The 26518-nt window shown below is 63.3% G+C and carries 22 protein-coding genes; 18 read left to right on the top strand and 4 right to left on the bottom strand.

Annotated features, from left to right (window positions below; translation table 11 throughout):
* Positions 1 to 74: 74 nt before the first annotated feature.
* The 14 genes from VIZ63_RS19560 to VIZ63_RS19495 all read left to right on the top strand — a co-directional run bounded on the left by VIZ63_RS19560 (position 75) and on the right by VIZ63_RS19495 (position 16442).
* Positions 75 to 1343: a TolC family protein gene (locus VIZ63_RS19560; protein WP_331611424.1), complete on the top strand. Its 1269-nt coding sequence runs from the start codon at positions 75 to 77 to the stop codon at positions 1341 to 1343.
* The gene (locus VIZ63_RS19555) at positions 1340 to 2575 is read left to right on the top strand and encodes an efflux RND transporter periplasmic adaptor subunit (RefSeq protein ID WP_331611423.1); all 1236 of its coding nucleotides are present in this window, start codon (positions 1340 to 1342) and stop codon (positions 2573 to 2575) included. Before VIZ63_RS19560 ends, VIZ63_RS19555 begins: the two co-directional genes overlap by 4 nt.
* Complete coding sequence (locus VIZ63_RS19550) at positions 2565 to 5762, top strand: CusA/CzcA family heavy metal efflux RND transporter (RefSeq protein ID WP_331611422.1); 3198 nt, start codon at positions 2565 to 2567, stop codon at positions 5760 to 5762. The genes VIZ63_RS19555 and VIZ63_RS19550 overlap by 11 nt, the downstream gene beginning before the upstream one ends.
* 68 nt (positions 5763 to 5830) lie before the next feature.
* Positions 5831 to 6772: an aldo/keto reductase gene (locus tag VIZ63_RS19545; RefSeq protein ID WP_331611421.1), complete on the top strand. Its 942-nt coding sequence runs from the start codon at positions 5831 to 5833 to the stop codon at positions 6770 to 6772.
* Between the two features lie 506 nt (positions 6773 to 7278).
* The gene (locus tag VIZ63_RS19540) at positions 7279 to 9864 is read left to right on the top strand and encodes a TonB-dependent receptor plug domain-containing protein (RefSeq protein WP_331611419.1); all 2586 of its coding nucleotides are present in this window, start codon (positions 7279 to 7281) and stop codon (positions 9862 to 9864) included.
* Positions 9865 to 10010: 146 nt separating this feature from the next.
* Positions 10011 to 11150, top strand: coding sequence for an amidohydrolase family protein (locus VIZ63_RS19535; RefSeq protein ID WP_331611417.1), 1140 nt, complete (start codon positions 10011 to 10013; stop codon positions 11148 to 11150).
* A 261-nt stretch (positions 11151 to 11411) separates the two neighbouring features.
* The gene (locus VIZ63_RS19530; protein ID WP_331611416.1) at positions 11412 to 11837 is read left to right on the top strand and encodes a DUF6152 family protein; all 426 of its coding nucleotides are present in this window, start codon (positions 11412 to 11414) and stop codon (positions 11835 to 11837) included.
* Positions 11834 to 12589 (top strand): hypothetical protein, encoded by a 756-nt coding sequence (locus tag VIZ63_RS19525; RefSeq protein WP_331611415.1) that lies wholly within the window; start codon positions 11834 to 11836, stop codon positions 12587 to 12589. The genes VIZ63_RS19530 and VIZ63_RS19525 overlap by 4 nt, the downstream gene beginning before the upstream one ends.
* 51 nt (positions 12590 to 12640) lie before the next feature.
* Positions 12641 to 13594 carry a hypothetical protein gene (locus VIZ63_RS19520; protein ID WP_331611414.1) on the top strand — a complete coding sequence of 318 codons (954 nt, stop codon included), beginning with the start codon at positions 12641 to 12643 and terminating at the stop codon, positions 13592 to 13594.
* Between the two features lie 8 nt (positions 13595 to 13602).
* Positions 13603 to 14097: a DUF6644 family protein gene (locus VIZ63_RS19515; RefSeq protein WP_331611413.1), complete on the top strand. Its 495-nt coding sequence runs from the start codon at positions 13603 to 13605 to the stop codon at positions 14095 to 14097.
* A gap of 12 nt (positions 14098 to 14109) precedes the next feature.
* The gene (locus tag VIZ63_RS19510; protein ID WP_331611412.1) at positions 14110 to 14583 is read left to right on the top strand and encodes a DUF6644 family protein; all 474 of its coding nucleotides are present in this window, start codon (positions 14110 to 14112) and stop codon (positions 14581 to 14583) included.
* Between the two features lie 9 nt (positions 14584 to 14592).
* Positions 14593 to 15165, top strand: coding sequence for a hypothetical protein (locus VIZ63_RS19505; protein ID WP_331611411.1), 573 nt, complete (start codon positions 14593 to 14595; stop codon positions 15163 to 15165).
* Between the two features lie 48 nt (positions 15166 to 15213).
* Positions 15214 to 15417 carry a hypothetical protein gene (locus VIZ63_RS19500; protein ID WP_331611409.1) on the top strand — a complete coding sequence of 68 codons (204 nt, stop codon included), beginning with the start codon at positions 15214 to 15216 and terminating at the stop codon, positions 15415 to 15417.
* 416 nt (positions 15418 to 15833) lie between these two features.
* Complete coding sequence (locus tag VIZ63_RS19495) at positions 15834 to 16442, top strand: ACP phosphodiesterase (RefSeq protein ID WP_331611408.1); 609 nt, start codon at positions 15834 to 15836, stop codon at positions 16440 to 16442.
* Between the two features lie 67 nt (positions 16443 to 16509).
* Here the strand turns inward: VIZ63_RS19495 and VIZ63_RS19490 are convergent, their stop codons facing one another.
* Positions 16510 to 18288, bottom strand: a complete 1779-nt coding sequence (locus tag VIZ63_RS19490; RefSeq protein ID WP_331611407.1) for a MutS-related protein — start codon at positions 18286 to 18288, stop codon at positions 16510 to 16512.
* A gap of 245 nt (positions 18289 to 18533) precedes the next feature.
* Between VIZ63_RS19490 and VIZ63_RS19485 the strand changes: the two genes are divergently transcribed.
* Positions 18534 to 18887, top strand: coding sequence for a DUF1801 domain-containing protein (locus tag VIZ63_RS19485; protein WP_331611406.1), 354 nt, complete (start codon positions 18534 to 18536; stop codon positions 18885 to 18887).
* Between the two features lie 136 nt (positions 18888 to 19023).
* The gene (locus tag VIZ63_RS19480) at positions 19024 to 20778 is read left to right on the top strand and encodes an energy transducer TonB (RefSeq protein ID WP_331611405.1); all 1755 of its coding nucleotides are present in this window, start codon (positions 19024 to 19026) and stop codon (positions 20776 to 20778) included.
* A gap of 124 nt (positions 20779 to 20902) precedes the next feature.
* On the opposite strand, the gene VIZ63_RS19475 is transcribed toward VIZ63_RS19480, so the two are convergent.
* A complete protein-coding gene (locus VIZ63_RS19475; RefSeq protein WP_331611404.1) occupies positions 20903 to 22330 on the bottom strand; it encodes an MATE family efflux transporter in 1428 nt (475 codons plus the stop codon).
* Positions 22331 to 22557: 227 nt separating this feature from the next.
* Between VIZ63_RS19475 and VIZ63_RS19470 the strand changes: the two genes are divergently transcribed.
* Positions 22558 to 23484, top strand: coding sequence for an SOS response-associated peptidase family protein (locus tag VIZ63_RS19470; RefSeq protein WP_331611403.1), 927 nt, complete (start codon positions 22558 to 22560; stop codon positions 23482 to 23484).
* Positions 23485 to 23507: 23 nt separating this feature from the next.
* Positions 23508 to 24233, top strand: coding sequence for a DUF3025 domain-containing protein (locus VIZ63_RS19465; protein ID WP_331611402.1), 726 nt, complete (start codon positions 23508 to 23510; stop codon positions 24231 to 24233).
* Positions 24234 to 24389: 156 nt separating this feature from the next.
* Here the strand turns inward: VIZ63_RS19465 and VIZ63_RS19460 are convergent, their stop codons facing one another.
* Together VIZ63_RS19460 and VIZ63_RS19455 are read right to left on the bottom strand one after the other, a co-directional pair.
* Positions 24390 to 25289, bottom strand: coding sequence for a hypothetical protein (locus tag VIZ63_RS19460; protein WP_331611401.1), 900 nt, complete (start codon positions 25287 to 25289; stop codon positions 24390 to 24392).
* Positions 25290 to 25533: 244 nt separating this feature from the next.
* Complete coding sequence (locus tag VIZ63_RS19455) at positions 25534 to 26421, bottom strand: dienelactone hydrolase family protein (RefSeq protein WP_331611400.1); 888 nt, start codon at positions 26419 to 26421, stop codon at positions 25534 to 25536.
* Positions 26422 to 26518: the final 97 nt, after the last annotated feature.

Below are 26518 nucleotides of genomic sequence, written 5' to 3'. Positions count from 1 at the left end.
ACCTCCGCTGAATCGTCGATCGATCGTGTCGCAGCCGCGCGCCCATGCGCGGCTGCGCGTCCTGGAGGTTCATCATGAATGTGTCATGGGTACGCGCCGCGAGCGCGTGCGTGGCGTGCTGGGCATTGTCGCTGCCCGCGGCCCAAGCGGAGTCGTTGACGTTGCGGGCTGCGGTGGCGCTGGTCGTCGAGGGCAATCCCGAACTTGCCGCGTTCGCGGAGTACTCGAACGCAGCGCGCGAGCAGGCGGGCGTGCAGTCGCTGGCCCCCAATCCCGTGATCGAGTTGCAGCTGGAGAATTTCGCCGGCAGCGGCGATTTGTCCGGGGTCTCCGCACTGGAGACCACGTTGCAGCTGTCGCGCGTCGTCGAGCTGGGCGGCAAGGCCCGTCTGCGGCAGCAGCTTGGAGAAGTACAGCTGCATCGACTGACGGCGGAGCAGCATGCGCGCAGGACCGATGTGCTGGCGGAGGTCGCACGGCGTTTTGTCCTCGTGCTTGCCAATCAGGAGCGGCTCGCAGCGAGGCAGCGTGCCGTGGTGCTGGCGGAAGAAGCGGCGCATGCCGTGCGGTCGCGTGTCGATGCCGGCGTCGCCTCGCCGGTGCAATCGAGTCGGGCGGCGATTGCGCTCGCCAGGGCGAACATTGCCAGGGAGCATGCCGAGCACGAACTGCTTGGTTCGCGGGTCGCGCTCGCCGTGCTGTGGAACGAGGAAACGCCGCAATTCTCGGCTGTCTCGGGAGCGCTGCTCAGGCTGGATGCGCACGAGTCCTTCGATACGTATCGGAAGCGCCTCGATGGCAATCCAGACCTGCTGACGTTTGCCTCGACGCATCGTGTCCTGGACGCCCGTGTGCAACTCGAAGAGGCGCAGCGACGCCCTTCGGTGACGTTCAATGTCGGCGTGCGGCGTATCGAGTTCGTTGACGCCGGCGCATTGGTGGCCGGTGTCGCTGTGCCATTCGGTACGCGAGGTCGTGTCGACGGCGAGTTGCGTTCGGTGCGGGCCGAGCGCGCAGCGCTCACGCTGACGGAACAGTCGCGCCGGCTGGAGCTGCACTCCACGCTGTTCAGTCTCTACCAGGAACTGTCCCACGCGCGGACGGAAGCCGATGTGCTGCGGGAAGGCATCCTGCCGCAGGCGCGACACATGCTGGAAACCACGCGAACCGGCTATCAGGCCGGGCGGTTTTCGTTCCCCGAACTCGCCGACGCTCAGGGCCAGCTGCTTGAAATCGAGCTGGAGGCCATCGATGCCGCCGCCAGATTCCACCTGCAATTGATCGAGATCGAGCGCCTGACCGGACAGTCCGTCGGTCGCCATGTGCAAGAGGTATCGCCATGAAGCGTTTTCTTCCAAGGCTGCTCGCGGTCATCCTGACGGGAGGCTGCGCGAGCCATGACGATCATGATCATGACGAAGGTGGGCACGATCACGGCGCTGCGGAGTATGAGCGTGGTCCGCACGGCGGCCGCGTGTTGCGCGATGGCGATTTTTCGCTGGAGTTGGCGATCTACGAGGCGGGCGTGCCGCCGGAGTTTCGGATCTGGTTGTACGACGACGGCAAGCTGCTGCCGCCGGCGATGAGCAGCGTGCGAGTCAGGCTCACACGTCTCGGCGGCGACACCACCGAGTTCAGTTTCCGACCCGACGGCGAGTTCCTGCGTGGTGATGGCATCGTTGCCGAACCGCATTCGTTCGATGTCGTCGTCAAGGCGCAGGTCGGCGCGCAGTCGCATGAGTGGTCCTTCAGTTCGTATGAGGGCAGGACGCAGATTGCAGCGAACACGGCGAAGGCGATGGGTGTCGTGCTGGTGTCGGCGGGGCCGGTCACGCTGCGGGAACAACTCACGTTGTCGGGCACGGTGCAGGCCGATCCCTCGCGCATCTCGCGCGTGCGAGCACGCTACGCCGGTGTGGTTCGCGAGATTGCCGCGCAGCCGTTCAGCCAGGTCACGCGCGGGGCGGTGCTGGCCCAGGTGCAGAGCAACGAGAGTCTGCAGAACTATCCGATCCTGGCGCCGATCACCGGCACCATCGTCGAACAGAACGCGCAGATCGGCGAGGCGACGGGAGATGCACCTCTGTTCACGATCGTCGACATCGCGCGTGTCTGGGTCGAACTGGATGTGTTCCAGCGCGAGCTGGGGCGCATCGAGGAGGGGCAGCGCGTCGAACTGACCGACCTCGATGGCACACCGGTAGGCAGCGGCAGGATCGCCCGCATCGCACCGCTTGCCGTCCACGGCAGCCAGAGCGTTCGCGCGCGTGTCGTCATCGACAATGCCGCGGGCAGTCTGCGGCCGGGGCAGTTCGTGAGTGGCGTCGTCACTGTCGCAGAAGTATCGGTGCCGCTGGCTGTCGAGCGCGCCGCGCTGCAACGCTTCCGCGATACCGATGTCGTGTTCGCCAATATCGGCGACATCTATGAAGTGCGCATGCTGGAGCTGGGGCGCGCGGATGTACGTCATGTCGAAGTGCTTGGCGGACTGGCGCCAGCGACGGCCTACGTGACCGGCAACAGCTACCTGATCAAGGCGGATATCGAGAAGTCGGGGGCGAGCCATGATCACTGAGTCGACCCTGCTGCATCGGATCGTCGACTTCTCGCTGCGCCAGCGCTGGCTCGTGCTTGCTGCGGTCGTCGCGATCGCGCTGCTCGGCCTCGTCAATTTCCAGCGTCTGCCGATCGATGCAGTGCCCGATATCACGAACGTCCAAGTGCAGATCAACACGGCGGCACCGGGGTACTCGCCGCTGGAAGCCGAACAGCGCGTGACCTTCACGGTCGAGACGGCGCTGGCGGGCCTGCCGGCGCTCGACTACACGCGTTCGTTGTCGCGTTACGGGTTGTCGCAGGTGACTGCGGTGTTCAAGGACGGCACCGACATTTATTTCGCACGACAGCTCGTCAGCGAGCGGCTCAATGAAGTCAGGTCGCGACTGCCGCCCGGAGTCGAGCCGACGCTGGGGCCGATCGCCACCGGGTTGGGCGAGATTTTCATGTACACGGTGACTGCCGCGCCAGGCAGCGGCCACACGCCGACCGATCTGCGCACGGTGCAGGACTGGATCATTCGCCCGCAGCTGCGGCAGACCGCTGGCGTCATCGAAGTGAATACGATTGGCGGTTACGAGAAGGCGTATGTCATCGCTCCCGACCCGCGCCGGCTCATGGCCTACGACCTGACGTTCGACGATATCGTTGCCGCCGTTGCCGGCAATAACGAGAACGTCGGCGCGGGGTATATCGAGCGCAACGGATCGCAGTACCTGATCCGCGCGCCGGGACAGATCACGAACATGGACGAGCTGCGCAACATCGTGCTGGCGCACCGCGAAGGCAGCGCCATCCGTCTCGCGCAGGTGGCCGACGTGCGATTGGGTCACGAGCTGCGGGCGGGCGCGGCCACTCAGGATGGCGCAGAAGTCGTTCTCGGCACGGTGTTCATGCTCGTGGGCGAGAACAGCCGCACCGTTGCCACGGCTGCTGCGGAGAAACTGGCGGCCATCGCGCCGTCGCTTCCCGAAGGTGTCATCGCGGAACCGCGCTACGACCGCACCGCGCTCGTCGATGCGACCATCAGGACGGTCACGAAGAATCTGGCCGAAGGCGCGCTGCTGGTGATTGCGGTGTTGTTCGCGTTACTGGGCAACATTCGCGCAGCGCTCGTCACGGCGGCGGTCATTCCCATCGCGATGCTGGCGACGATCACCGGCATGGTGGGCTCGCAGGTGTCCGGGAATCTCATGAGCCTCGGCGCGCTCGACTTCGGCCTCATCGTCGATGGCGCCGTGATCATCGTGGAGAACTGCCTGCGGCACCTCGGGCTGGCGCAGGAACGCGAGCAACGACTGCTCTCGCTGTCCGAGCGGCTCGCCGTCGTGCGACAGGCAACTGGCGAAGTGCTTAGGCCGAGCGTGTTCGGTGTCGTCGTCATCCTCGTCGTCTATCTGCCTGTGTTCGCCCTCACCGGTATCGAGGGCAAGATGTTTCATCCGATGGCGTTCACCGTCGTGCTGGCGCTGATCGTCGCGCTCCTGCTGTCGCTGACGTTCGTCCCGGCAGCGGTCGCGATCTTCGTGCGCGGGCGCATCGCGCATGGCGAGAATCGCATCATGCGGGCGTTGCGTTCGACGTACGAACCCTTGCTGGCGATGGCGCTGCGCGCACGCATCGTCACCGTTGTGACGGCAGCGGTGCTCGTTGCCCTTGCCCTCTTTGCCGCGACGCGCATGGGACGCGAGTTCATTCCGAATCTGGATGAAGGGGACGTCGCCCTGCATGCCATGCGCATACCCGGCACCAGCCTGACGCAGGCAGTCGAAATGCAACAGGCACTGGAGGCGCGGCTCGTCGGATTGCCGGAAGTGTCCCATGTGTTCGCCAAGATCGGCACGGCCGAAGTCGCCAACGATCCGATGCCGCCGTCCGTGGCGGATACGTTCGTCATCATGAAGCCGCGACGCGAGTGGCCGGATCCGGGTAAAGCAAAGGCCGTGCTGGTCGGCGAGCTCGAGGCGGCCGCCGCTGAGATTCCGGGCAGCAACTACGAATTCACGCAGCCGATCCAGATGCGCTTCAACGAACTGATCTCCGGCGTCAGGTCGGATGTGGCGGTGAAGGTCTACGGCGACGATCTCGAACAGCTCGCAGCGATCGGCGCACGCATCGAAGATGTTCTCGCGGGAATCGATGGCGCTGTGGGCGTCAAGGTGGAGCAGGTATCGGGTCTGCCGCTGCTTTCGATCGATCCCGACCGCGAACGCCTGGCGCGCTACGGCTTGTCGGTTGCAGATATTCAGCACGTCGTGCGCTCGGCATTGGGCGGCCATCATGCCGGCGTGCTGTTCGAGGGCGATCGGCGCTTCGGCATCCTGGTGCGGCTCGACGATTCCCTGCGCGCCGATCCTGCGATGCTCGCGCTGCTACCCGTCAAGCTGCCACTGCCATCGCGGGAAGTCGTCGGCGACGCCGATAAATTTGGGGCGACAAGCGCTCCGGAATTCGTGCCGCTCGGTGAGCTGGCGCGTATCGAAATCACACTCGGACCGAATCAGATCAGCCGCGAGAACGGCATGCGCCGGATCGTCGTCACGGCCAACGTGCGCGACCGCGATCTCGGATCGTTCGTGGACGAGGTTCGCCGCCAGATGGTCGCATCGGTGAAGTTGCCCGCCGGCTACTGGTTCGACTATGGCGGTACTTTCGAGCAACTCGAATCGGCGACGCGCCGCTTGTCGATCGTCGTGCCGCTGACGTTGCTGCTCGTGCTCGGTTTACTGTGCGCGGTCTTCAGCTCTGGCCGCGATGCGCTGGTGGTGTTCAGCGGGGTGCCACTCGCGCTGACCGGCGGTGTCCTGGCGTTGGTCATTCGAGGCATGCCGCTGTCGATCTCGGCCGGCGTCGGCTTCATCGCGTTGTCGGGCATCGCTGTGTTGAATGGTGTCGTGATGCTCTCGTTCATTCGCGATCTGCGTGCGCGCGGCGCCGCCTTGGATGAGGCGATCGTGCAGGGCGCGCTGACGCGACTGCGGCCGGTGCTCATGACGGCGCTCGTCGCGAGCCTCGGATTCGTGCCGATGGCGCTGAATGTGGGCACGGGTTCGGAGGTGCAGCGGCCACTCGCGACTGTCGTCATCGGCGGCATTGTGTCGTCCACGCTGCTGACGCTGCTGGTCCTGCCGGCGCTCTACCGTCTGATCCATGGCCGGCAGCGTGACCTTCCTGGAACTTCACTGGCGCCGCTTCCGCCCCTATGATCCGCGGGCGGGTCGCCGACTTCCCAACGACAATCTCCACCCGATGCCGATCCGCCACTGGAGGCACGATGACTTCGATATTCAATAGCCGCCTTTCGCGCCGCACGCTGGTTCAGGGCAGTCTCGCTGCCGGCGTCGCTCTGGCACTCGGCGGTCCGGCGTTTGCTGCGGACCTGCCGCTGATCACCAAGCCGATTCCCAAGACCGGTGAAAAACTGCCGGTGGTGGGACTGGGCACCAATGCGTACAGCGTCACTGCGCCCGAGGAGATCGCGGCGCGCAAGGAAGTGCTGCAGCACTTTCCACAACTGGGCGCAAAGCTGGTCGACACCGCGCGCGCTTATGGCGAGTCGGAAGTCGTGATCGGCAAACTGGTGAAGGAACTCGGTAATCGCGACAAGCTGTTCATCGCCACCAAGACGCTGATGCGTGGCGACATCAAGCCAGGCAATGGCGAGCTCGAGGAAACTTTCGCGCGACTGCAGGTCGACAAGATCGATCTGCTGCAGATTCACAATTTCAACGCCCTCGACGAACTGTTCCCGCGGCTGCAGGAATGGAAGCAGGCGGGCAAGGTTCGATACATCGGCGTGACCACCTCGATGAACGACCAGTATCCGCTGCTGATCAATGCGCTGAAGACTTTGCCGCTCGACTTCATCCAGGTGGATTATTCGATCGACAATCGCGGTGCCGGCGAGACGATCCTGCCGCTGGCGCAGGAAAAGGGCGCTGCCGTTCTGATCAACATGCCTTTCGGCGGTCGCCGTGAAGGCAACGTGCTGCCGAAAGTGTCAGGCAAGCCGCTGCCCGCCTGGGCTGCGGATATCGACGTCACGAGCTGGCCGCAGCTGCTGCTCAAGTACAACATTTCGCACCCGGCGGTCACTGCCGTGATTCCGGGCACGACGAAGCTTGCGCATCTGAAGGACAACCAGCTCGCGGCGCGTGGCCGCCTGCCTGACGCGGCGATGCGAAGGAAGATCGAGGAGCTTTGGGCCACGATCTGACGTCCCCTGCCTCTTGCCGCTCTCGCGATGCGGGGCGGCAAGAGATTCCCTTCACAAGAACCCGCCGTTCACTCCGCCGCAAGTGTTGCTGGCTTCGGAACGCTGCGCGCCACCTTCGTCAGAGCTGCAGTAGCAGGCTGTAACGTCATCCGCCTGGGTGGTTTCGACAAAATCACGTCAACTTGCCGATCCGTTCTGCGAACGGAAGAATGCCTGCAGCGTTGCGCATTTTCCGCGTTCGGCGGCCTGTTTCCTGCGTGCCGGCGCAATCGCGCGAAATAAGTGCGGTCACAAAGCGGTCTTGAATACGGTGACGCTACGTCACTGCCGCAGCACATTCAGCGTTCCGCTGGTCACAAAGCGATCACACAATCGCTCGTGCATTGCAGATAACAAGACGGCATTTGTTGCCGCACTACTGCGTACCTAGATTCCCGTCACATCGCTCCGCCGCGAAAACGCGACCGCAGCCTGGCTCGAAACTCATAACACTCAAGGGAATCCACATGCGTCCGCTTTCGACGACTGCTCTCGTTGCGCTTCTGGGCGCAACTGCTCCTGCCATTCATGCGCAGGATGTGAGTACTGCCGCTGCCGCCGCGGGAAGTGTCGCGGCGGACGGAGTGCTCGATACGATCGTGGTGCTGGGTACGGCACGTCAGGACACGACGGCGCTGACGAGCACCGCACCGGTGGATGTGATCACGCCAGAGCAGCTCAAGGAGACGGGCGCGGTCACCATCAACCAGGCGCTGTCCAGGCTGCATCCTTCGTTCAACTTTCCGCAGGGACAGAATGCGGTGAAGGGGCAGGGCGTGCGCGCGGCATCGCTGCGCGGCGTCGGTCCTGCGTACACGCTGATCCTGGTGAACGGCAAGCGTCGCAACGTGTCGGCGCAGCTCACTGGAACCGATCCCTGGCCGGCGGCGCAGGTCGTCGACATCAATGTCATTCCGGTGAGTTCAGTCGAACGCGTCGAAGTGCTGCGGGACGGCGCAGCAGCTCAGTACGGCTCGGATGCGATCGCGGGTGTGGTCAACATCGTGCTCAAGGACAACGCGTCCGGCGGCGATGTCGTCGCCAATGTCGGTGGGTACAGCGACGGCGGCGGCTTCACACGCTCCATCAATGGCTGGAGCGGCTTCGAGCTCGGCGAGCGTGGCTTCCTGAATGTCAGCGTGGACTACCTGAAGAACGACAACGTCGATCGCAGCGAAGCCGACTGGCGCCAGTTGTTCCCGAACGGCGATCCGCGCAACCAGACGTTCGACAAAAAATACGGCCAGTGGGGCCAGCAGGCCCGCGAGCATTTCAGCGCGCTCATCAACGCCGGCTACGAAATCAGCGACAGTCTCGCTGCGTATGGCTGGGTGAACTACGCACACAAGGAAGGCCTGAACTACGTCAATGCAGAGCGTGTCGTGAAAGGGGTCACCAGCAATCCGACAGTTGTCGACGGCACCCGCATCTCCGAGAACGCCGTGCTGCCGATCTATCCCGACATCTACCAGCCGTACTACAGCTACCAGGCCGAGGATCTGGCCGCCGTCGCCGGTCTGACGTACGAAACCGATGCGTTCGGCAAGCTCGACACGGCTGTCTCGTTCGGTCAGAACGAAACGGGTCGTCACGTCTACGACACGATCAATCCCAGCTACGGGCCGGACAGCCCGACCGACTTCGAACTCGGTTCCTACAAGAGCCGCACGACGTCGGTCACCTCCGATTACAGGCGCGACCTGGCAGCCGGTCCGCTCGAGTCGCTCGTCCTGTCGGCCGGTGCATTGTTGCGTCACGAGTACTGGGGCACGGGCGACCTCGGGGACCTGCGCGGTGTCGTGGGTGGCCCGCTTGCGGGGGCCACCATCGCGTCACTGTACGGTCCCGGTGGGATCTACGCACAGTACGCAGCGCAGTTCCCGGGCGTGAACTTTGTGACAGACACATCACGCGTGCCATCGACGGGTGCGTCCACTGCGGGCATTCGTGCAGAAGATGCCGGCTCGATCACGCGTGACGTCTTCGGCGGCTACCTGGGCTTCGATGCCGCCGTGACCGACAAACTCGACGTTGGCGTGACGGCACGCTACGAGGACTATTCCGATTTCGGTGGCACCAGCAACTATCGTCTGACTGCGCGCTACGAGTTCGTGCCGGCATTCGCATTGCGCGGTACGGTGAGCACGGGCTTCCATGCGCCGAGCCTCGCGCAGCTGGGTAGCCAGTCGAGCGGCTACACCAGCAACTGGAGCAACAGCGGCACGGGTGTGTTCGCGCCGGGCCGCACACGCGTGTTCCGTACGGCTGATCCGACCGCTGCCGCATTCGGCGCCCAGCCGCTCGATCCCGAAGAGTCGACGACTTATTCGGCGGGCGTGGTGATTCGTCCAGACAGCACCAGTTCGATCACCATCGATGCCTACAGCCTGCGCATCAAGGACGTCATCCATATCTCCGAGACATTGCAGGGCCCGACTGTCACCGCGGCGTTCAACGCCGCCGGTCTCACCGGGTACACGCAGGCGTCCTACTATCTGAACGCCTGGGACTCGAAGACCAATGGCGTCGATATCGTGGCGCGCAAGCAGTTCCAGTTCGACGACAGCAATCTCGCGCTGCTCGTGGCTGCCGGTTTTCTCGAAACGGAAGTCAGCAACGTGAATGCCGGAGTCACGGTGGGCGGCTCCCCGCTGGTCGCCATTCGCGATGCCAAGGTGCGCGATGCCGAGCGTGGCACACCGGAGAGCAAGATCATTCTCAATGGTCGTTACACCATCGGCCCGTGGTCTGCGGATGCGACTGTCACCCGCTACAGCGAGTACTGGTACAACGTGGGCGATGTCGCGGGCGTGGCGGCGGCCAACGGCAACATCGATCAGGAATTTTCGCCGGAAACCTACCTCGATCTCGGCTTCGGCTATCGCAGCGACGCCAGCTGGCGCGTCGATCTGCTGGTGCAGAACGTACTGAACGACTATCCCGACAAGTACGTGACCGGCAACCGGGCGAGCGGCATCAATCCGTACTCGTTCATTGCACCGAATGGTGCATCGGGCCGCTTCATCCAAGGCAGCTTCACCTACAGCTTCTGACGCTGTGCCCTGATGTCCTCGCAGCGGAGGAGGAGGCAGTGCCGGAGATCCCCCGAAGAGGGGAGGGAAGAAGTCGTCGTGCTTGTATGGGGCGACTGGCTTCCTTCTCTCTCCGCATGCATCGAGAACCAAAGCTGGAGATTCCCATGACGACACGACGACACTTCATTGGCAGTGCGCTCGCCGCGGCAACGCTGTTGCCTGCAACGCTGCGTTCGCCGCTCGCCTTCGGCGATTCACCCGTGGCCCCGCGTGCGCTGGTCGACTGGCACAGTCACTATGTGTCGCGCGCCGAGCTGAGGTACCTGGCGGCGCGAAAAACTGCACCTCGTCTGCTGACCGATGCGGATGGCACGACCAGGCTTGAAAACGTGACGACGGTTTCTGCGGCGGCAGGTGAGCCAGCCCATCTGTCGCAGTCCGATATCGCAGCGCGTCTCGCCAACCTCGATGCGCATGGCATCGGCAGACAGCTGCTGACGCAGACGGTCGCGATGGGTTTCGATGCGACGTTGCCAGTGGCAGATCTGCGGAAGCTGTATCGCGCGTATAACGACGAACTGGCGGGCGTCGTGGCACAACACAAGACCCGCTTCCTGGCCGTTGCCGCCCTGCCGTCTGCCGATCCGCAGTGGGCAGCGGAAGAACTGACGCGCGCGCATCGTGAGCTGGGCTTCATCGGCGGATCGCTGCCGCTGAACGCCTTCGCGACCCTCGAAGGTGCGCGCACGCTCGCGCCGTTGTTTGCCGCCGCGCAGAAGTACAGCAGTCACTTCTTCATTCACCGCGGACCGGCGAGCCAGCAGGTGCCAGGCCAGCCGCCGCTGCTGGTCCCAGGTGACACGGCCTATGCGCGCTGGAACCTGATCAACAACACACACCTCGCACAGGGTGCGATCACGCTGGGTCTGACGGACTTTCTCGATCCGTACCCCGACGTCAGCGTCGAGATCATCATGCTCGGGGGCTTCCTGCCGCACCTGATCGACACCATCGTTCCCGCCGCTCGCAGCAACGGAGTGAAGGACCCGCTGGCGAAGCTGCGGCGGATCTATCTCGACAGCGGTCCGTACTCCGTACGCAATTCCGAATGGGTGGCGCTCGCGGCCAGCAAGCTCGGCGCCGATCGCATTCTTTTCGGCACTGACTATGGCGTCGGCGGCGGAACACGCGGCGACGTTGGTCCGGCCTTGCAGACGCTCGACCGGGTGCTGACCGAGGACCAGCGCCGACTCATTTATTTCGATAACAGTCGCGCATTGCTGGCGGCGAAGGGCATCGCGTGAGCGCGAGCCATGCAAACGTCGTCGCACCGCAGTCGCTGCGCGGTTATGAAGCGGTCACGATCGCCGCAGATTCATTGCTTGCGAAGGCTTCAAGGTCACAGCGAAGTGACATAGCAGCGCAGCATTGCCAGATAACGAGCCAACGCTGGACAGTTCACGCCCGCCCGCAGAATCTGCGGCCCGCACCGGCCTCTGAATTGCGTCGCACTCGCCTGCGATGCCACCGATAACGCCGCGCGCCGAACGTCCCTGGAGAGAGTGATGAATTGGAGATTCGCAAATCGCGCCGCCCTGGCCGCCGTGCTGATGACGGCGACCGCGGTGCCCACGTGGGCGCACCATGCCTTTGCCGCAGAGTTCGATGCCGACAAGCCGATCGATCTGCAAGGCACCGTGACCAAGATCAAATGGGTCAATCCGCATAGCTGGTTGTACTTCGATGTCGCCGGCAAGGATGGCAAGGTGCAGAACTGGGGCGTCGAGTTCGGTGCGCCGAATCAACTGGCGAGAATCGGTCTGACCAAGGCGGACGTTGCGCCCGGCACCAGGGTTCACATCAAGGGTTACCTCGCGAAGAACGGCGGAGCGTTCGGTTATTCCCTGACCGTCACGCTGTCCGACGGCCGTACCTTCCAGACCGGCGGAGCCCAGGACGCACCGACCGCGAGAACGGCGGCTGCACGATGATGAAGAGGTTGTTGAGCGTACTCGTGATCGTGGCGCTCACGCCCGTGGCGAACGCCGCTGAAAAGATTCCGCGCCTGTCCAATGGCAAGCCGGATTTCTCCGGCATCTGGCAGACGACCAGCGCCGCGGACTACGACCTCGAACCGCATTCGGCACGCATTGACGCGCCGCCAGGCCCGGGCGTCGTCGAAGGCAACGTCATTCCGTACCTGCCCGAAGCACTGCAGCAGAAGCAGCAGAACTTCGCCGCACGCGATACCGATGACCCGCGCCTGAAGTGCTGGACGCTCGGCACGCCTCGCGGCATCTATTACCCGGAACCATTCCAGATCCTGCAGCGTGCCACTGACGTGACCGTCGTGTTCCAGTTCGGCCAGTCCGTACGCACGATTTTTACCAACGGCACGCTGCATCCCAAGGTCACCGACAACGAGTTCTATCTCGGCGACTCGCGCGGTCACTGGGAAGGCGACACGCTGGTCGTCGACGTCACTGATTTCAACGAAGACACCTGGCTGGACCGCGCCGGCAATTTCCATAGCGCGAAGCTGCACGTGGTCGAGCGCTGGAAGTTCCTCGACGCACACACCATCGAGTACCACGCCACGCTCGAGGATCCGGAAGTGTTCGCACGTCCGTGGACTCTGAGCGTGATCCTGCATCGGCATCGCGAGAAGAACTTCCAGCTGATCGAGAACTACTGCTTCACGCGCGACTTCGACAAGTACTACCCGGTGCCGGCGAAGGAATAGCGCGCGATGCCCGCGGCATGAGGCCCGGGCCGGACGATGAGATACATATATATGAGCAAGAGAATCCATTCCGGATGGGCGCTGTTGATCGCCGGCCTCGCGATCTGCACCGTGTCCCAGGCGCAGCAGGCGCCGGGCGGCAGCACCATTCAACGCGAGACGAAAATCATTCCGATTGAACCCGGTCGCTGGACGGGCAAGCGTCTCGAGGATGGTCAACCCGATGTGCAAGGGCATTGGTCGAACACGATCGCCAATCACAACAACTGGACCGATCCGCAGGGCGGCGTGCCTGGCGATCCGAATCCACGTGCGATCCCCAAGACGCAGCGCAGCGAGCGGGCGCCGAGCCGCGTGAGCGACCCGGCGGATGGCGAGGTGCCGTTCCAGCCCTGGGCGCGCGAAAAACAGCAGGAATTCCTGAAGTACTTTCACGATCCCATCAAACCTGAATACATCGAGCCGTTGGCGCGATGCGCACCGGCGGGTGTGCCGAAGTCATTCACCTGGCACGGTTTCGAGATCCGTCAGTATCCCGGCTACGTGCTGATCCTGTTCAACTCGGGCTGGCGAATCGTCCATCTCGATGGCAGGCCGCACCTGCCCGGGAACATCAAGCTGTGGAATGCGGACTCGCGCGGTCGCTGGGAAGGCAACACGCTCATCGTCGATGTGACGAACAACAACGCCAAGGCGCGCCTGGCGCGCACCGGCGAGTTCTTCAGCGACAACGTCCACATCGAAGAACGTTACGTTTTCGACGACGGCGGACAGCGCTTCAACTACGTCGCGACCATCACCGATCCCACCGTGTTCACGCGCCCTTGGACGGCGACGATTCCCCTGCGCCGCTATACCGAGAAGGACCAGATCGACGGCTGGAATTACGAAGTGGCCGAAGCAAACACCCCGGACGGCAGCCTGAAGCACGAGCGCTACGAGCGGATGTGCATCGAGAACAACGGACCGTTTGGCCAGGTGGCCATCGCGCCGTCGCGTAAGTGAGATAACGCATGACGACCCTGGTGGCATTTGCCGAAACCATCGAACAATGGCCGCTCGCCGTCGCCATCGCGGAATCGCGCTATGCGTTTCCGCTCATCGAAGGCGCGCATCTCATCGGCCTGTCCATCGCGGTGGGTCTGTTGTTCATTACCGACCTGCGATTGGCCGGAGTAGTGCTGAAACGTCTGCCGGCCATGCAGGTGCTGCATCAGCTGCGTCCCTGGGTGCTGGGCGGATTCGTCACCATTTTTATCACCGGTGGTCTGCTGTTTCTCGCCGGGGCATCGACGCTGGTTACCAGCGCCGTCTTCGCGTGGAAGCTCCTGTTCATCTTGCTCGCCGGTATCAACGCGGCGTACTTCGAATTCGTCATCGCCAAGAAGACGGAAATGCGCGATGGTCAGGCAGTGCTGCCGGCCGCGGCGAAGTTCGCCGCCATCGCATCCTTGAGTCTGTGGACGGTCGTGATCGTCTGCGGTCGTCTCATTCCCTATCTGTCCTGATACCAGTCCGCCATGTCCATCGCCGATATTCTCAACGTCATCCAGGACAGCCCGATTGCCCACGCAATCAGCAAGTCCGATCACATGGTCGCCGCCGGACTGCAGGTCGTGCACGTGCTTGGTTTCATCGCACTGCTCGCTGCGCTGGTGCTGATCAGCCTGCGACTGCTCAATCTCGTGTTCAGGAATCAGCCGATAGGCGAGGTGACGCGCGACGCCAATCGCATCTTCTACATCGGTCTGGTGCTGACGGTGCTCAGTGGCACGCTCATGTTCGTCGCGACACCAACGCTCTATTTCTACAAGTTCGCCTTTGAATTGAAGATGCTGCTGTTCGTCGCTGCGATCGTGCTGCAGTTCGCGCTGTTCCGCCGCGTGGCCGCCAGCGAGTCGCCGAACCCGGTGCTGGCGCGCACGACGGTCGGAGTATCGCTCGTCGTATGGTTCGGTATTGGTCTCGCCGGCCGCATGATCGGCTTCACCTGACTCGCCGTCATGAAGCCTGTCATTCTGATGGCGCTGGTCGCGCTGGCATCAATCACTGCCTGTTCTCGGCAGTCGCCTCCTGCGTCTTCGTCGGTATTCATCCCGACAGCCAGTATCCAGGAGATCATGAATGCGCAGGTCGATCCTGCCGCGGATCTGCTCTGGGAAGCAGTCAGCACCGAAGTAACCGCGGAAGGCACAGTCGAGCATCGCCCGCAGACGGATGCGGAATGGCTGGAGCTGCGTCATGCAGCCATTCGTCTGGTCGAGTCCGCGAATCTGTTGGCCGTGGATGGGCGACGTGTCGTGTCGGAAGGGCACACCCTCGAAGACGCGCACGTACCAGGAATCTCTTCGGGACAGGAAATCCAGAACGCCATCGATGCCGACCGGGACGCTTACCTGTCGCATGCGCGAGAATTGCATGGCGCCGCCGCGCTGATCCTGGGGGCAATCGATGCAAGGGACACCGATGCATTGGTGAAGGCCGGCGGCCAGCTCGATGAAGCCTGCGAGAGTTGTCATCTGAGATACTGGTATCCCAACGCGCCGCTGCCACCGGAACTTGCAGCCCAGCCCTAGGGGTCGTCCGACTCCGGGCACATGATGCTCCGCGATCAGGAAACAGCGATGTCGAAAGAATTTGTCGTGCCCGCCGCGGTGAGTTCGTGGTCCGGCCGCGAAGTGCAGCGACTGCGGACACTGGCCGATGCCTGCACCTCGGTGCGCGATATCGCGAAACTTCTGTGCCGCACCGAATCGGCCATTCGCAACCGGGCCGCTCACCATGGCATCTCGCTGCGCGGATTGATGGGCGCGGCGACGCCCGCATGACTCAAGGAATCTCTGATTAATCCGTCATTCCCGCGCAGGCGGCCCCGCGGGGTTTCCTTTGGTCAGAGTCCATCTGGTTGATTCGGATAGATTCCCCCCAAGGGCTTTCCTACGGTCACCGCCTGCGCCACGTGGGATTCCCGTTGGTCACGGGAATGACGAATCTGGAATTAATCAAACTTTCTTCAAGTGGCGCATTCCCGGCAGAGGTGCGATTCCGGATCATGGAAGATCACGGCGTGCAGCCAAAGCATCTGCTCATGAGTTGCACGATGACGCGGGACTGATTCGCGACCCGAAGCCAATCTTCTGGCAACATCGGCGCAGTTGCATGTAGAGCGAAGCGCAATGCGGGAGTCGAACCGTCTCATGGCAGATCCGTCCGCGATGACCTCGCCGTCAACGGCGACCGCGTCATGAACTGGCTCGCACACACACTGCTGTCCGAGCCGACCGTCGATTTCCAGCTCGGCAACCTGCTTGCAGACCTGGTCAGGGGCGAGGATCGCATCCTGATGAGTGCGGACTTCCAGCGCGGTGCGGCGTGCCACAAAGCCATCGACGCATTCACTGACTCGCATCCCGTCGTGCGTCGCGGTCGCGCGCGAGTGGGGGCTGAGTATCGTCGCTTCAGCGGCGTGCTGATCGATGTGTTCTACGACTACCTGCTCGCCAACCAGTGGCAGCACTACTCCTCGCAACCGCTACAGGAGTTCGTTCAGGGGTTCTACGCGGGCGCGCGAGTGACGACATTGCCGCTGCCCCCGGACGCCCGGATGACGCTCGATCGCATCGTCCGGTTCGACTTGCTGGCTTCGTATCGCGAGCTGGCGGGAGTGGAGCACGCGCTGCGGCGCATATCGACCTATCTCGAGAAGCGGTGGCGGCGGCCATTCTCCCTGCAGGACAGCGTTCCGCTACTGAGCGCGGAGGAGGCTGGCTTTGCGGCGGACTTTGCGGAATTCTTTCCGCAGCTGCAGGCGCACGTGGCGGAGTGGATGGAGAAAGAAGCGGCTGGTAACTAGCCAGAGAAGGACGCTGCTACGGATCTTCTCTCGCCTTCCGGCTGGCGGCCAGGGCCTGGTGGCTTCTTCAAACTTCCAGTCCGATCGACCGCATCAGTTCCACGCCATTGCTGCGCGTGACCACGCCGTCGCGCAGCGTGTAATCGAACTTCATCCGGCCATCGATCAGCTCATCCTGGAAATGCATGTTGCGCAGTCGCGCACTGCCGGCGGTGTCGATGTCGATGAGCGCCAGGTCGTGCGTGCTGATCAGCCCGATGGCGCCGCGGTCGAGAAACCCACGCAGTACGCCGGTGGCGCCGATGCGGCGGTCCTTTGAATTCGTTCCTTGCAGCAGCTCGTCCAGAAGGAACAGCAGTGGCAGCGGCTGGCGTGTCAGGTCGAGCAGTTGCCGCAGTCGCGTGATCTCCGCGTAGAAACGCGAGCTGCCCTCATGCAGCGAGTCGTTGACGCGAATGCTCGCGCCCACCTGCAGCGGCGTGAGTTCAAACGATGCAGCGCGTACTGGAGCGCCAGCCATCGCCAGGACAGCGTTGATGCCGATCGTGCGCATCAAGGTGCTCTTGCCGGACATGTTGGAACCGCTGATCAGGAGCACACGCGTGGGGTCCACGATGGCGACGTCATTGAGTACGCAGCGCGTTGCCGGCAGCAGCGGATGTCCGAGCTGCGATGCACGTACGCTCGCAGGACCATCGGTAAACTCCGGCAGCGAATCGTGCGGATGCTCGAAGCGGTACGTGGCGATGGAAAGCAGCGTGTCGACTTCGCCGATCGCTCCGAGCCACGTGCGAACGGCTTTGCCGTGATCGTTACGCCAGCGTTCCGCGGCCAGGGAGACATGCAGCGGATACAGCAGCGGCAGGCCGAGCAGCTGCATCAGCGGATTCCGGCGCGACTCGATCCATTGCACGATGGTGGCGAGCCGCGACATGGCGGCCGATGCGGCAACAGAGTGCGAGGAAAGTTGCTGCTTGAGTTCGCTCATGCGCGCCGACTGCACTGGTTCGCGCTCGATGCGTTCGATCAATCCCGCCAGCAGTTTCAGATCCTCGAAGGCCTGCTCGGTGCTCTGCATCGCCTGCTGCAGTTCCTTCTTGAACAGCCGGATGACGCCGCCCTCGGCGATCAGGACGAGCAGGAGCGCCGAAATGAGTCCCCAGCGATACCAGGCATAGGCGCCGGCGATGGCGAGCGCAGGCAGCACGAACGCCATCGGCAACAGCCAGCGCGGTGTCAGGCGATTCGGTGACTCGGCCCATTCGATCAATGCCTGCGGCTGCACTCCGACGGGGACGTCGGCACCGAGACCCGCGATGTCTTCGCGCAGATCGAGGCGGTCGAGCAGCTCCGTGGTCGCCTCCTGACGGGCGCGGACTTCCTGCAGTCCTGCAGGCGCGAGCAACCATCGAGCGAGACATTCCTCACCCATTCGGGTGCGGCCGGTGAACAGCAGTTCGAACAGGCTGCCATGACCGAACAGATCCAGGTCCGCCGCATACACATGATGCGGATCGTTGAATCGCTCGCCCTGCTGACCGGCACCCATCCAGCGGTCCTCCAGTCGCGCAATGCCGGCGCGATAGAACGTTACCGCCCGCTGCGACAGGATGGAACGCCGCCGGATGCGCCCATGCCAGGCTACCGCTGCAAGGAACGCCGCGACGGGTAACGACAGCCACCACAGCGAATGAGTGTCACGGCTCAACAGCCACCAGGCTGTGCCCATGGCGGCAAGGAACAGCACGATGCGCAGCGACCCCAGCCGATCCTGTGTGCGCTCGAACGCCGCGGTACGTTGCTCGTGTTGCTGCAGGCGGGCGCGATAGGTATCCAATGGGTTCAAGTCACGGACTCACGTCTTCAAGGGTTTCATTGGCCGGCTATGATCATAGCTTCGACGGCTGGGGAAAGAATGATGTCGAATCCCATGGCGCCCGGGCTGGCTTTTTTTACGGCTCGTCCACTGAAGGGCGTGAGTCGTGTCAGATCGCCCGATGGTATGACAAGGAGAATGTTGTGAGGTCCCGAAAGCAGAAGTCTCCCGCTCATTCATCCATCGCTGACTCGACGAAAGCAGTGGACGAGTTCATGTCGACTCTGGAGCACAAATCCAAAGACGAGATCCAGGCCATCCGAGACTGGATCCTGGGCGCCGATCCGAGTATCGCCGAAGGCATCAAATGGAACGCGCCCAGCTTTCGCACTACTGAGTACTTCGCAACGACTAACCTGCGGGAGAAGAGCGGCGTTGGCGTAATTCTTCACCTCGGCGCCAAGGTCAGAGACATTGCGCCCGATGGCCTGCGGATAGACGATCCCGAGAAGCTTCTGAAGTGGCTCGCCCGCGACCGGGCGACGATCGTGTTCAAAGACGCGGCCGATTTCGACGCCAGGAAAGCTTCTTTCTCGAACATCATTCGCTGCTGGATCACCTATGTCTGAGATTTGCCGGTAAGTCCCTGATCTCCTACGCCTTCAGACCAATTTTTCAGCACGCCTGACTCAGCTAACGTTCGGCACCCTCTCTCACATGTCAGAGTTTCCGCGACACGGAGGTCGCGGACTGGGGTGCCAGCCCATGAACACAGTCGAGTTCGACACCAGGTTGCGTCATCAACGCCGCTCGGAACGGCCTGCGCAGCCACAGCTTCAGGCGGTCGTGCCCTCACCCATCACCATTACGGTCCAATCGACCGATCAGGAATTGTGCGAAGCAATACGTGCGGCGGCCGGGAATCAGCATCCGGTATCGGTCGCGTCGTCGATGGATGAGGCCACGCAGCTGGCAGCGGATGGCAAGTGCGGCATCCTGATCACCGATCAGGCGCTGACGCAGCAGGCGCTGGTGCAGATCGGCAAGCAGATGCGGGTTTACGATCCGGCAGCCATCACCATTGCAGTGGGCAGCCGCGGCGACGACAACGCGCTCATCGGTCTGTTGTCGTCCGCCGTCGTCGAGCGCTTCATGCTCAAGCCGGTGACGCCAGCGCTGGCGCGGCTCGTGATCCGTTCTGCCGCCAGTGAATATCAGTCCCTCAAGTACCGCGCGCGCCGTGCAGCCACGGCGCCGCAACCCGGGCCGCATGACATGCAATCGGGGGACCCCGTCGTGGTCCCGATGCCGTCGGCACCCGCTGCGAAGAAACCGGAGGCGTCGATTTCGCCGCCAATGAAGGCGGCTGATCCTGCGCAGGAAGAGACCCGGGTGGCGCTGGCATCGGTTCTGGTCGAGCCGCGGGCTGCTGCGTCATTGGTATCGACAGCGCCATCACGTTTCGGTCCGTCATCGAGTGTCTGGCTGATTGCAGCGGCGGCTGCGGTCATCGTTGGTCTCGCGGTGTGGTGGACGATGCAGTCGCGGGTTCCCGATATCGATCCGCGCCAGGTGATCGCGACCAATCTGACCGCGGGTCGGCAGGCGATCGACGGTGGCCGCTATGTCGATCCACCGGAAAGCAGCGCCTTGCATTACTACAGCGTGGTGTTGTCGCTCGACCCCGCCAATGCCGATGCGCGGCGTGGGATGGAGACGGTTGCAGACCGGATGGTCGAGGACGTGAAGCTGGCCATCGTCGACGGGCGTCTGGCGGAGGCGGGGATCGGGCTCGAACGGCTGCGCCGGATCAGTCCTGACAATCGGCGGCTGGTAATGCTGGACAGCGAGCTTCGCCAGGAGCAGGCGAAGCAGATCGCACTTCTGCAGGCGCCACCGCCAGCCGTTGTCGAGCAGAAGCCGAAGCAGACGTCGAGCAAAGCGCCGCTCCGTGCAACGGTGCCGATGGCGGAGGAGAGCGCGGCGGTGACCGGGACGGCGTTCGTCAGTAACAGTGCCATGAAGAGTCCACTGGATATGGGACCGCCAGCGCCCGCATCTTTGGGTGAGCCGCCTGCGGCAATGCCTGCAGCAGTGTCGGGGTCCGGTGCAGCGATCGATCCGGGTAGCGTGCTGCCGTCAACCGCCATGGTGCCTGCTGCGGCAGCAGGTCTGGCAGCAGCTTCCGCGGGGAATTCGCATTCGGATTCGTCAGCAAGCCAGCCGGCGGCGAGCCAGTCAGCAGCGGGTGCCGGTCCGAAACTCGTGAAGATGGTGCAGCCGGATTTCCCGAAAGACGCGCGCGAACGCAATGTGCAGGGCTGGGTCGATCTGACGCTCGCGGTCACCGCTGCCGGCCAGGTGTCGAGTGCGCAAGTGACGTCGGCCGAGAATGGTCGCTTTTTCGAGCGCGCGGCGGTCGCTGCTGCGAAGCAATGGCGCTATGAGCCGCAGCCGCTTGCCGATCCGGCGACGATGCGACCTGTGCGAGTGCGCGTCAGCTTCAGGCTGCAGGACTAAATCCGCAAGAAAAGTTTCCACGGGGGGCACGGGGTAGACACGGGGTAGAAGAGAGAAGCACGACGCTGCCTTTCGTTTCGACCGGGTGCTCCCCGTGTCCTCCGTCGAGTTGATCCCTTCTTTCTCAGAGCCGCTGTTCCTTCCACTTGCCACGACGGAACAGCACTCCGCTCCACAGCGCCAGCACCGTGAAAGACACGGGCACGGCAATGAACACGCCGAGCGGACCGAGTCCGAAGGTCTCCGCCAGTACCCAGGCCAGCGGCACCTGTCCCAGCCAGAAGCAAAAGAAATTCAGTCGCGTCGGCGTCCGCGTATCGCCGGCGCCGTTGAATGCCGCTTCGAGGCACATGCCGGCTGCATACAGGGGAAAGGCGAGACTGACGATCCACAGCCCCTGCGTGCCATAGGCGATCACATCGGCGTCGGTGGTGAACATCCGCACCAGGCGGCCGGACAGCGCGATGAACAAAGCGCCGAGGATGGCAAGGAAGATCACGTTGTAGCGCGCCGCGATCCGGATAGCTTCTTCAGCGCGCTGCGGCTGCTGCGCACCGAGATTCTGACCGACCAGTGTTGCCCCGGCGTTCGCCAGACCCCACGCCGGCATCAAGGCAAACATCACGATGCGGATGGCGATCGTGAATCCGGCCAGCGCCGCGCTGCCGAACAGCGCCAGTATCTTGAACAGCCCGACCCAGCTGGTGGTGCTGATGAGCAGCTGCGCCACCCCGCTCCAGGCCGTATCGATGATCGTCTGCAGCGCACGAAGCTGCGGTTTCAGATGACGCGGCCGCACGCGCACGCGACTGTTGTGGCCGCTCAGGTGCCAGAGCTGGTACAGCACGCCGACGCCGCGGCCGATGTTGGTAGCGACGGCAGCACCGGTCACACCCATTTCCGGAAAAGGGCCCCAGCCGAAAATGAAGAAGGGGCCCAGCACGATGTTCAGGGCATTCGCCAGCCACAGGGTGCGCATCGCCAGCACCGCATCTCCCGCACCGCGAAAAATCGCGTTGATGAGGAAGATGAGAAACACCGTGATGTTGCCGCCGAGCATGATGCGGGCGAAGTCGCTGCCCATCGCGACGACGTTGTCGCTGGCGCCCATGAGGCGCAGCACGTCCGCTGCGTAAAACCCGAACGCGATGCCGATCGCCATCGATACGCCGGCCCCGAGCAGCAAAATCTGTCCCGCAGCGGCCGATGCCGCTTCCGGGTCCTTCTCGCCGATGCGCCGCGCGACGATAGCGGTGGCGGCGATCGAGATGCCGATGGCAACTGCATATATAAGAGACATGACCGATTCGGTCAGCCCGATCACTGCCACAGCATCGCGGCCCAGCCGCGAGACCCAGAAGACGTCGACCACGGCGAACAGCGACTCCATGACCATTTCCAGGACCATGGGCACGGCCAGCAACAGGACGGCGCGATTCGGCGACTCGGTCGTGTAGTCATATTGCTTGCCCTGGAGGGCAAGCCACACGATGCGCCAGAAACCGGCATCGGCGGACGTCGCGGGGGTGGATTCAGGCGAGAGGGCAGGCATAGGCGCGCGATTGTCCCGGAAAATATCCGCAGGGGGAGACGATCCTGCGATGCACAGGATCTGACGGAAGGAACCCAGATCGTCTGGGAGCGGTGTAGACGGGGTGCGGTCGCAAAGATTGCGCCGAATGCGACGAAACGAATGACTGTTGCTGCGAGTCGATCCGAACCAGCGATTGCGGCCGCCGCTTGTCCGCTCGCAACGACGTTGAGATGATCCGGCGTGCCATGTGCTATTCCGCAAACGTACTCCAGAGCCTCAATGACTATCTGCGCGAGCAGGGAGCGAGGCCCGACTATGCCCAGATCGAAGGGGTCTTCCGTCAGCGCGTCGCCGACCGGAACGTGAGAATCCCGCGCGGCTTCGAGCGCAACTTCGACGATCCAGTGAATGCGGAACAGCAGCGGATCCGGCTGCTGATCGACCAGCACCGACAGGCGCAGATCACCCGGTTCGAGCAGGAGGCGTTCGCGCAGAAGCGGCGGCTTGCCGATGCGCAGCGCAGGCTCCAGGTCAAGGAGACGAAGAGCGCACGCAATGAACAGCGCATCGCCACCGGCAAGATCGACGGCGCGCTGCAGAAATTGTCATTGCTGAAGGGCACGCAGCCACATCCCGAGGATGCCCGTATTTTTCCGCTGACCCACGGTCCCATCATCGTCAGGGAGAATGGCTGCAACATCGTCAGGCTGGCGCGTTATCACCTGCGGCAGCGGGGCGCAGCCGCCAGTGTCGATCGTCAGTTTCCCGGGTTGTACAACGCGCGCCGCGACAATCTGGAAAAATTCTGGCGTAACGAGTTCGGCCGTACGCATGCACTGATGGTGGTCGATTCATTCTTCGAGAACGTGGAGCGGGAAGGCCGCAACGTCGTCCTGCATTTCATACCGCGACCGGCGCAGCGGATGCTGGTCGCGTGCATGTTCGGCGAATGGCGCGATCCACGGGGCGACACGCTGCTGTCGTTTGCTGCCATCACCGATGAACCGCCCGCGGAAGTGCGCGCCGCGGGGCACGACCGCGTGATCGTCAATCTGCAGCTCGACAACGTCGAGCGGTGGCTCACGCCGAACGCGCGTCCGAAGCACGAACTGCAGGACATCCTCAGCGAGCGGCAAGCACCGTACTACGAACATCGGGTGGAAGCGGCGTAGTGGCGGGAGAGATCAACGTCGGCATGGCCCAGCTCGCTCAGATACTGCAACATCCGCCGCCCTGGATGTCACCGTACCTGACGCTGGCGCGGCGACTGTTGCAGGGCGGGGCGTCGCAATCGGTGGCCGGTACCCTGAATGCGGCAGCGGACAATGACGTGATCACGGTGCGCTTCGTCGACCAGGCGGACCTTCCGGCTGGCGAGGCGTACGAAGCGTTTATCGCTCGTACCTCCTGCGTTCCCACCCGCGATAATCCACACGATCTGTTCAACGGACTCATGTGGCTCGCCTGGCCCCGAACCAAGCGGCGATTGAATCTGCTGCAGGCTGAGCAATTGGCGCTGCGTGGATCGTCCGGACCGCGTGGCACGCTGCGCGACGCTCTTACTCTGTTCGATGAGAATGCCGCGATGCTGCAGGCTCCAGAGGAACTGGTGGACGCTCTGCGCCGGCGCGACTGGCATACGCTTTTCGTGACGCGGCGCGAACAGTGGCAGTCGGCGCGCCTGATGGTTTTCGGTCACGCCTTGATGGAGAAACTGCTGCAGCCGCGCAAGGCGATCACTGCGCATGTCTGGGTGGTCGGTCAGCTGACTGACGATGCGCTCACCGCGAGCCTCACGACGGAGCGGTTGCTCGCCAGACCATTTCTGCCGCTGCCGGTCCTCGGCATCCCCGGATGGTGGAGCGCCAACGAAGAGCCGGGCTTTTACGACGACGCGGCTGTTTTCAGGCCCGCGCGCTGAGGCAGGTCCGCGCCACCATTGCCCGGCCAGGCACTTCGCAGAGGAGTAGAGCCCTGCAAATTTGCAGAGCTGCGGGCACGTCTGGGCCGGCGGGGAGTGAGTAAGTAACGGAAGGACCGGCGAGGAGCGAGGCATGCCCGCCCCTCGCCGCAGGCGTCACGCCTTCTTGCGGAACTTGAGTGTCATGCGGTCGCTCTCGCCGATCGCTTCCATCTGCGCCTTCAGTTCGGCATTGCCCTGGCTGGTCGCGAGCGCGGGCGGCAGGCGCCAGACGAAGTCCTTTTCGGTGGGTTGGTCCTTCGGATTCGCATTGATTTCGCTGGATTCCACCAGTTCGAAGCCGCCCTTCTCGAAGGCGGCGATCACGGCTGATTGCTTCAGATAGCCGGCCTCGCCGATCGCCCACGCGTCCGAATTGGCTTCGGGCGCACGATGCGCGACTACGCCCACGATGCCGCCGGGCTTCAGGACTTTGTGCATGTCGGCGAGCGCCTGGGTGAGGTAGCCGCCTTTGCCTTCCAGGCGATTGAAGTGATGCAGCGCGCGGATCTCCAGCACGACATCGGCCGTGCCGGCCAGGTCATCGGGAACCGAGCCGTACTGGAACGCGGCGATCTGCGCATCGTCGGCACCGCGCTTTGCTGCCGCCTTCGCGACAAAGTCGGCAGGCCAGTTCGCCTTCTCCTTGGGATCGGGGGAGTAGTCGCCAAACTGCGTCCACATGTCAGCGGAGTAGTCCGCGGCGATGACCTTGCCGTCGGGACCCAGGTAGTCGAGCAGGATGCCCGTGTACCAGACATCGCCCGGCAGCGTGTCGACCACGGTCATGCCGGGCTCGACGCCGAAGAATGTCAGCGTCTCCTTGGGGTGCCGGTGCGGATAGCGCGCCTTGTCGGCATCCGGTTGTGCTGCGAGCACGGCGTCGAGTTTTTCGCTCGAGGTCGGCTGCGCCGTACTGGCTGCGGGCGGCGATTCGGTCGTTTGTGGCGGGGGTGTCTGTTTCGAGCAGGCAAAGAGAGCCAATGCGATGGTCGCAACGAGTATCTGCGTTCTCATGAAATCATCCCCTGTTGGTTGAATTCCCCTGAACTCCAAAAGCATGGCACCACCTGACTTCCATGCGCCAGAGTTTCAGCGGGGACGTGGGCGTATTGCGACGGGCGGTGGAGATCCGGCCCTTCGAGCGGCCCAGGACGGGCGGGGTGAGGTCAGCCAGCTCAGCACGAACGAGAGTCTTGTGCTCTCTCATGTGACCGTTGCGGGCGTCCGTGCCCGCAATGAATTCCTGTGATGTCTGCGACTACGCCCGCAACTGTTGATTGAAGAACGCGATCGTTCGTTGCCAGGCGAGTTTCGCGGCGGCTTCATCGTAGCGAGGCGTCGTGTCGTTGTTGAAGCCGTGCTGCGTGCCTGGATACAGGTGGGCTTCGTACTTGATGCCGGCGCTCTTCAATGCGGCTTCATAGGCGGGCCACGCGGCGTTGATGCGATCGTCCTTCTCGGCAAACTGGATCAGCAGGGGTGACTTGATCCTAGGCACGTCCTCGATGGCCGCACCACTGCCGTAGAACGGAACCGCGGCATTCAGATCCGGTACGCGCGTTGCGAGGAAGTTGGCGACCCCACCGCCGTAGCAGAAGCCGACTACACCGAGTTTGCCATTGCCCGCGGGCAGCTTTTTCAAGTAATCCGCAGTCGCGACGAAATCTTCGCGCGTCTTTGCCTGGTCGAGCTGGCCGAACAATTCGCGTGCCTTGTCCTCGTCGCCAGGATAGCCGCCGAGCGGGAAGAGGGCGTCGGGCGCTACCGCGATGAAATTATCGAGCGCCACACGGCGGGTGATGTCCTCGATGTGGGGATTGAGGCCGCGGTTCTCGTGAACGACGAGGACCACCGGCAGCTTGCCCTTCGCATCCGCGGGGCGTGCGCTATAGGCGCGAACTTTGCCGTAACCCGGCGCCGCAATCTCGATCCACTCCGTCTTGAGGCGCGCGTCGGTCGGCTCGACCTGCTGCGCGTGGGCGAACTGCGGACTCAGTGCTTCGAGCAGTCCGGCCGCGGTCAATCCGCCAATCGCAAACTTCGCGGCGCCGTCGAGAAAGCCGCGGCGGGAAATCTGCCCGTGCACGTACTTGTCGAAGAGGCCCAGAACTTCGGGTGGAAAATCGTTCGCTGTTTTTCTGGTCATGACGGTTCTCGAATGACTGGAGGGCGCGTCGAGATTAAGCGCCGTCCGTAGCCGAGTCACCCGTCATGACGGAATTCTTGTATGCCCGGGCGTGTGG

Source organism: Povalibacter sp., assembly GCF_036520495.1.
In the GTDB taxonomy this organism is placed as follows: Bacteria; Pseudomonadota; Gammaproteobacteria; order Steroidobacterales; family Steroidobacteraceae; genus Steroidobacter.
Note: the sequence above shows the minus strand (reverse complement) of the source record. Positions and strands in the feature narration are given on the sequence as shown.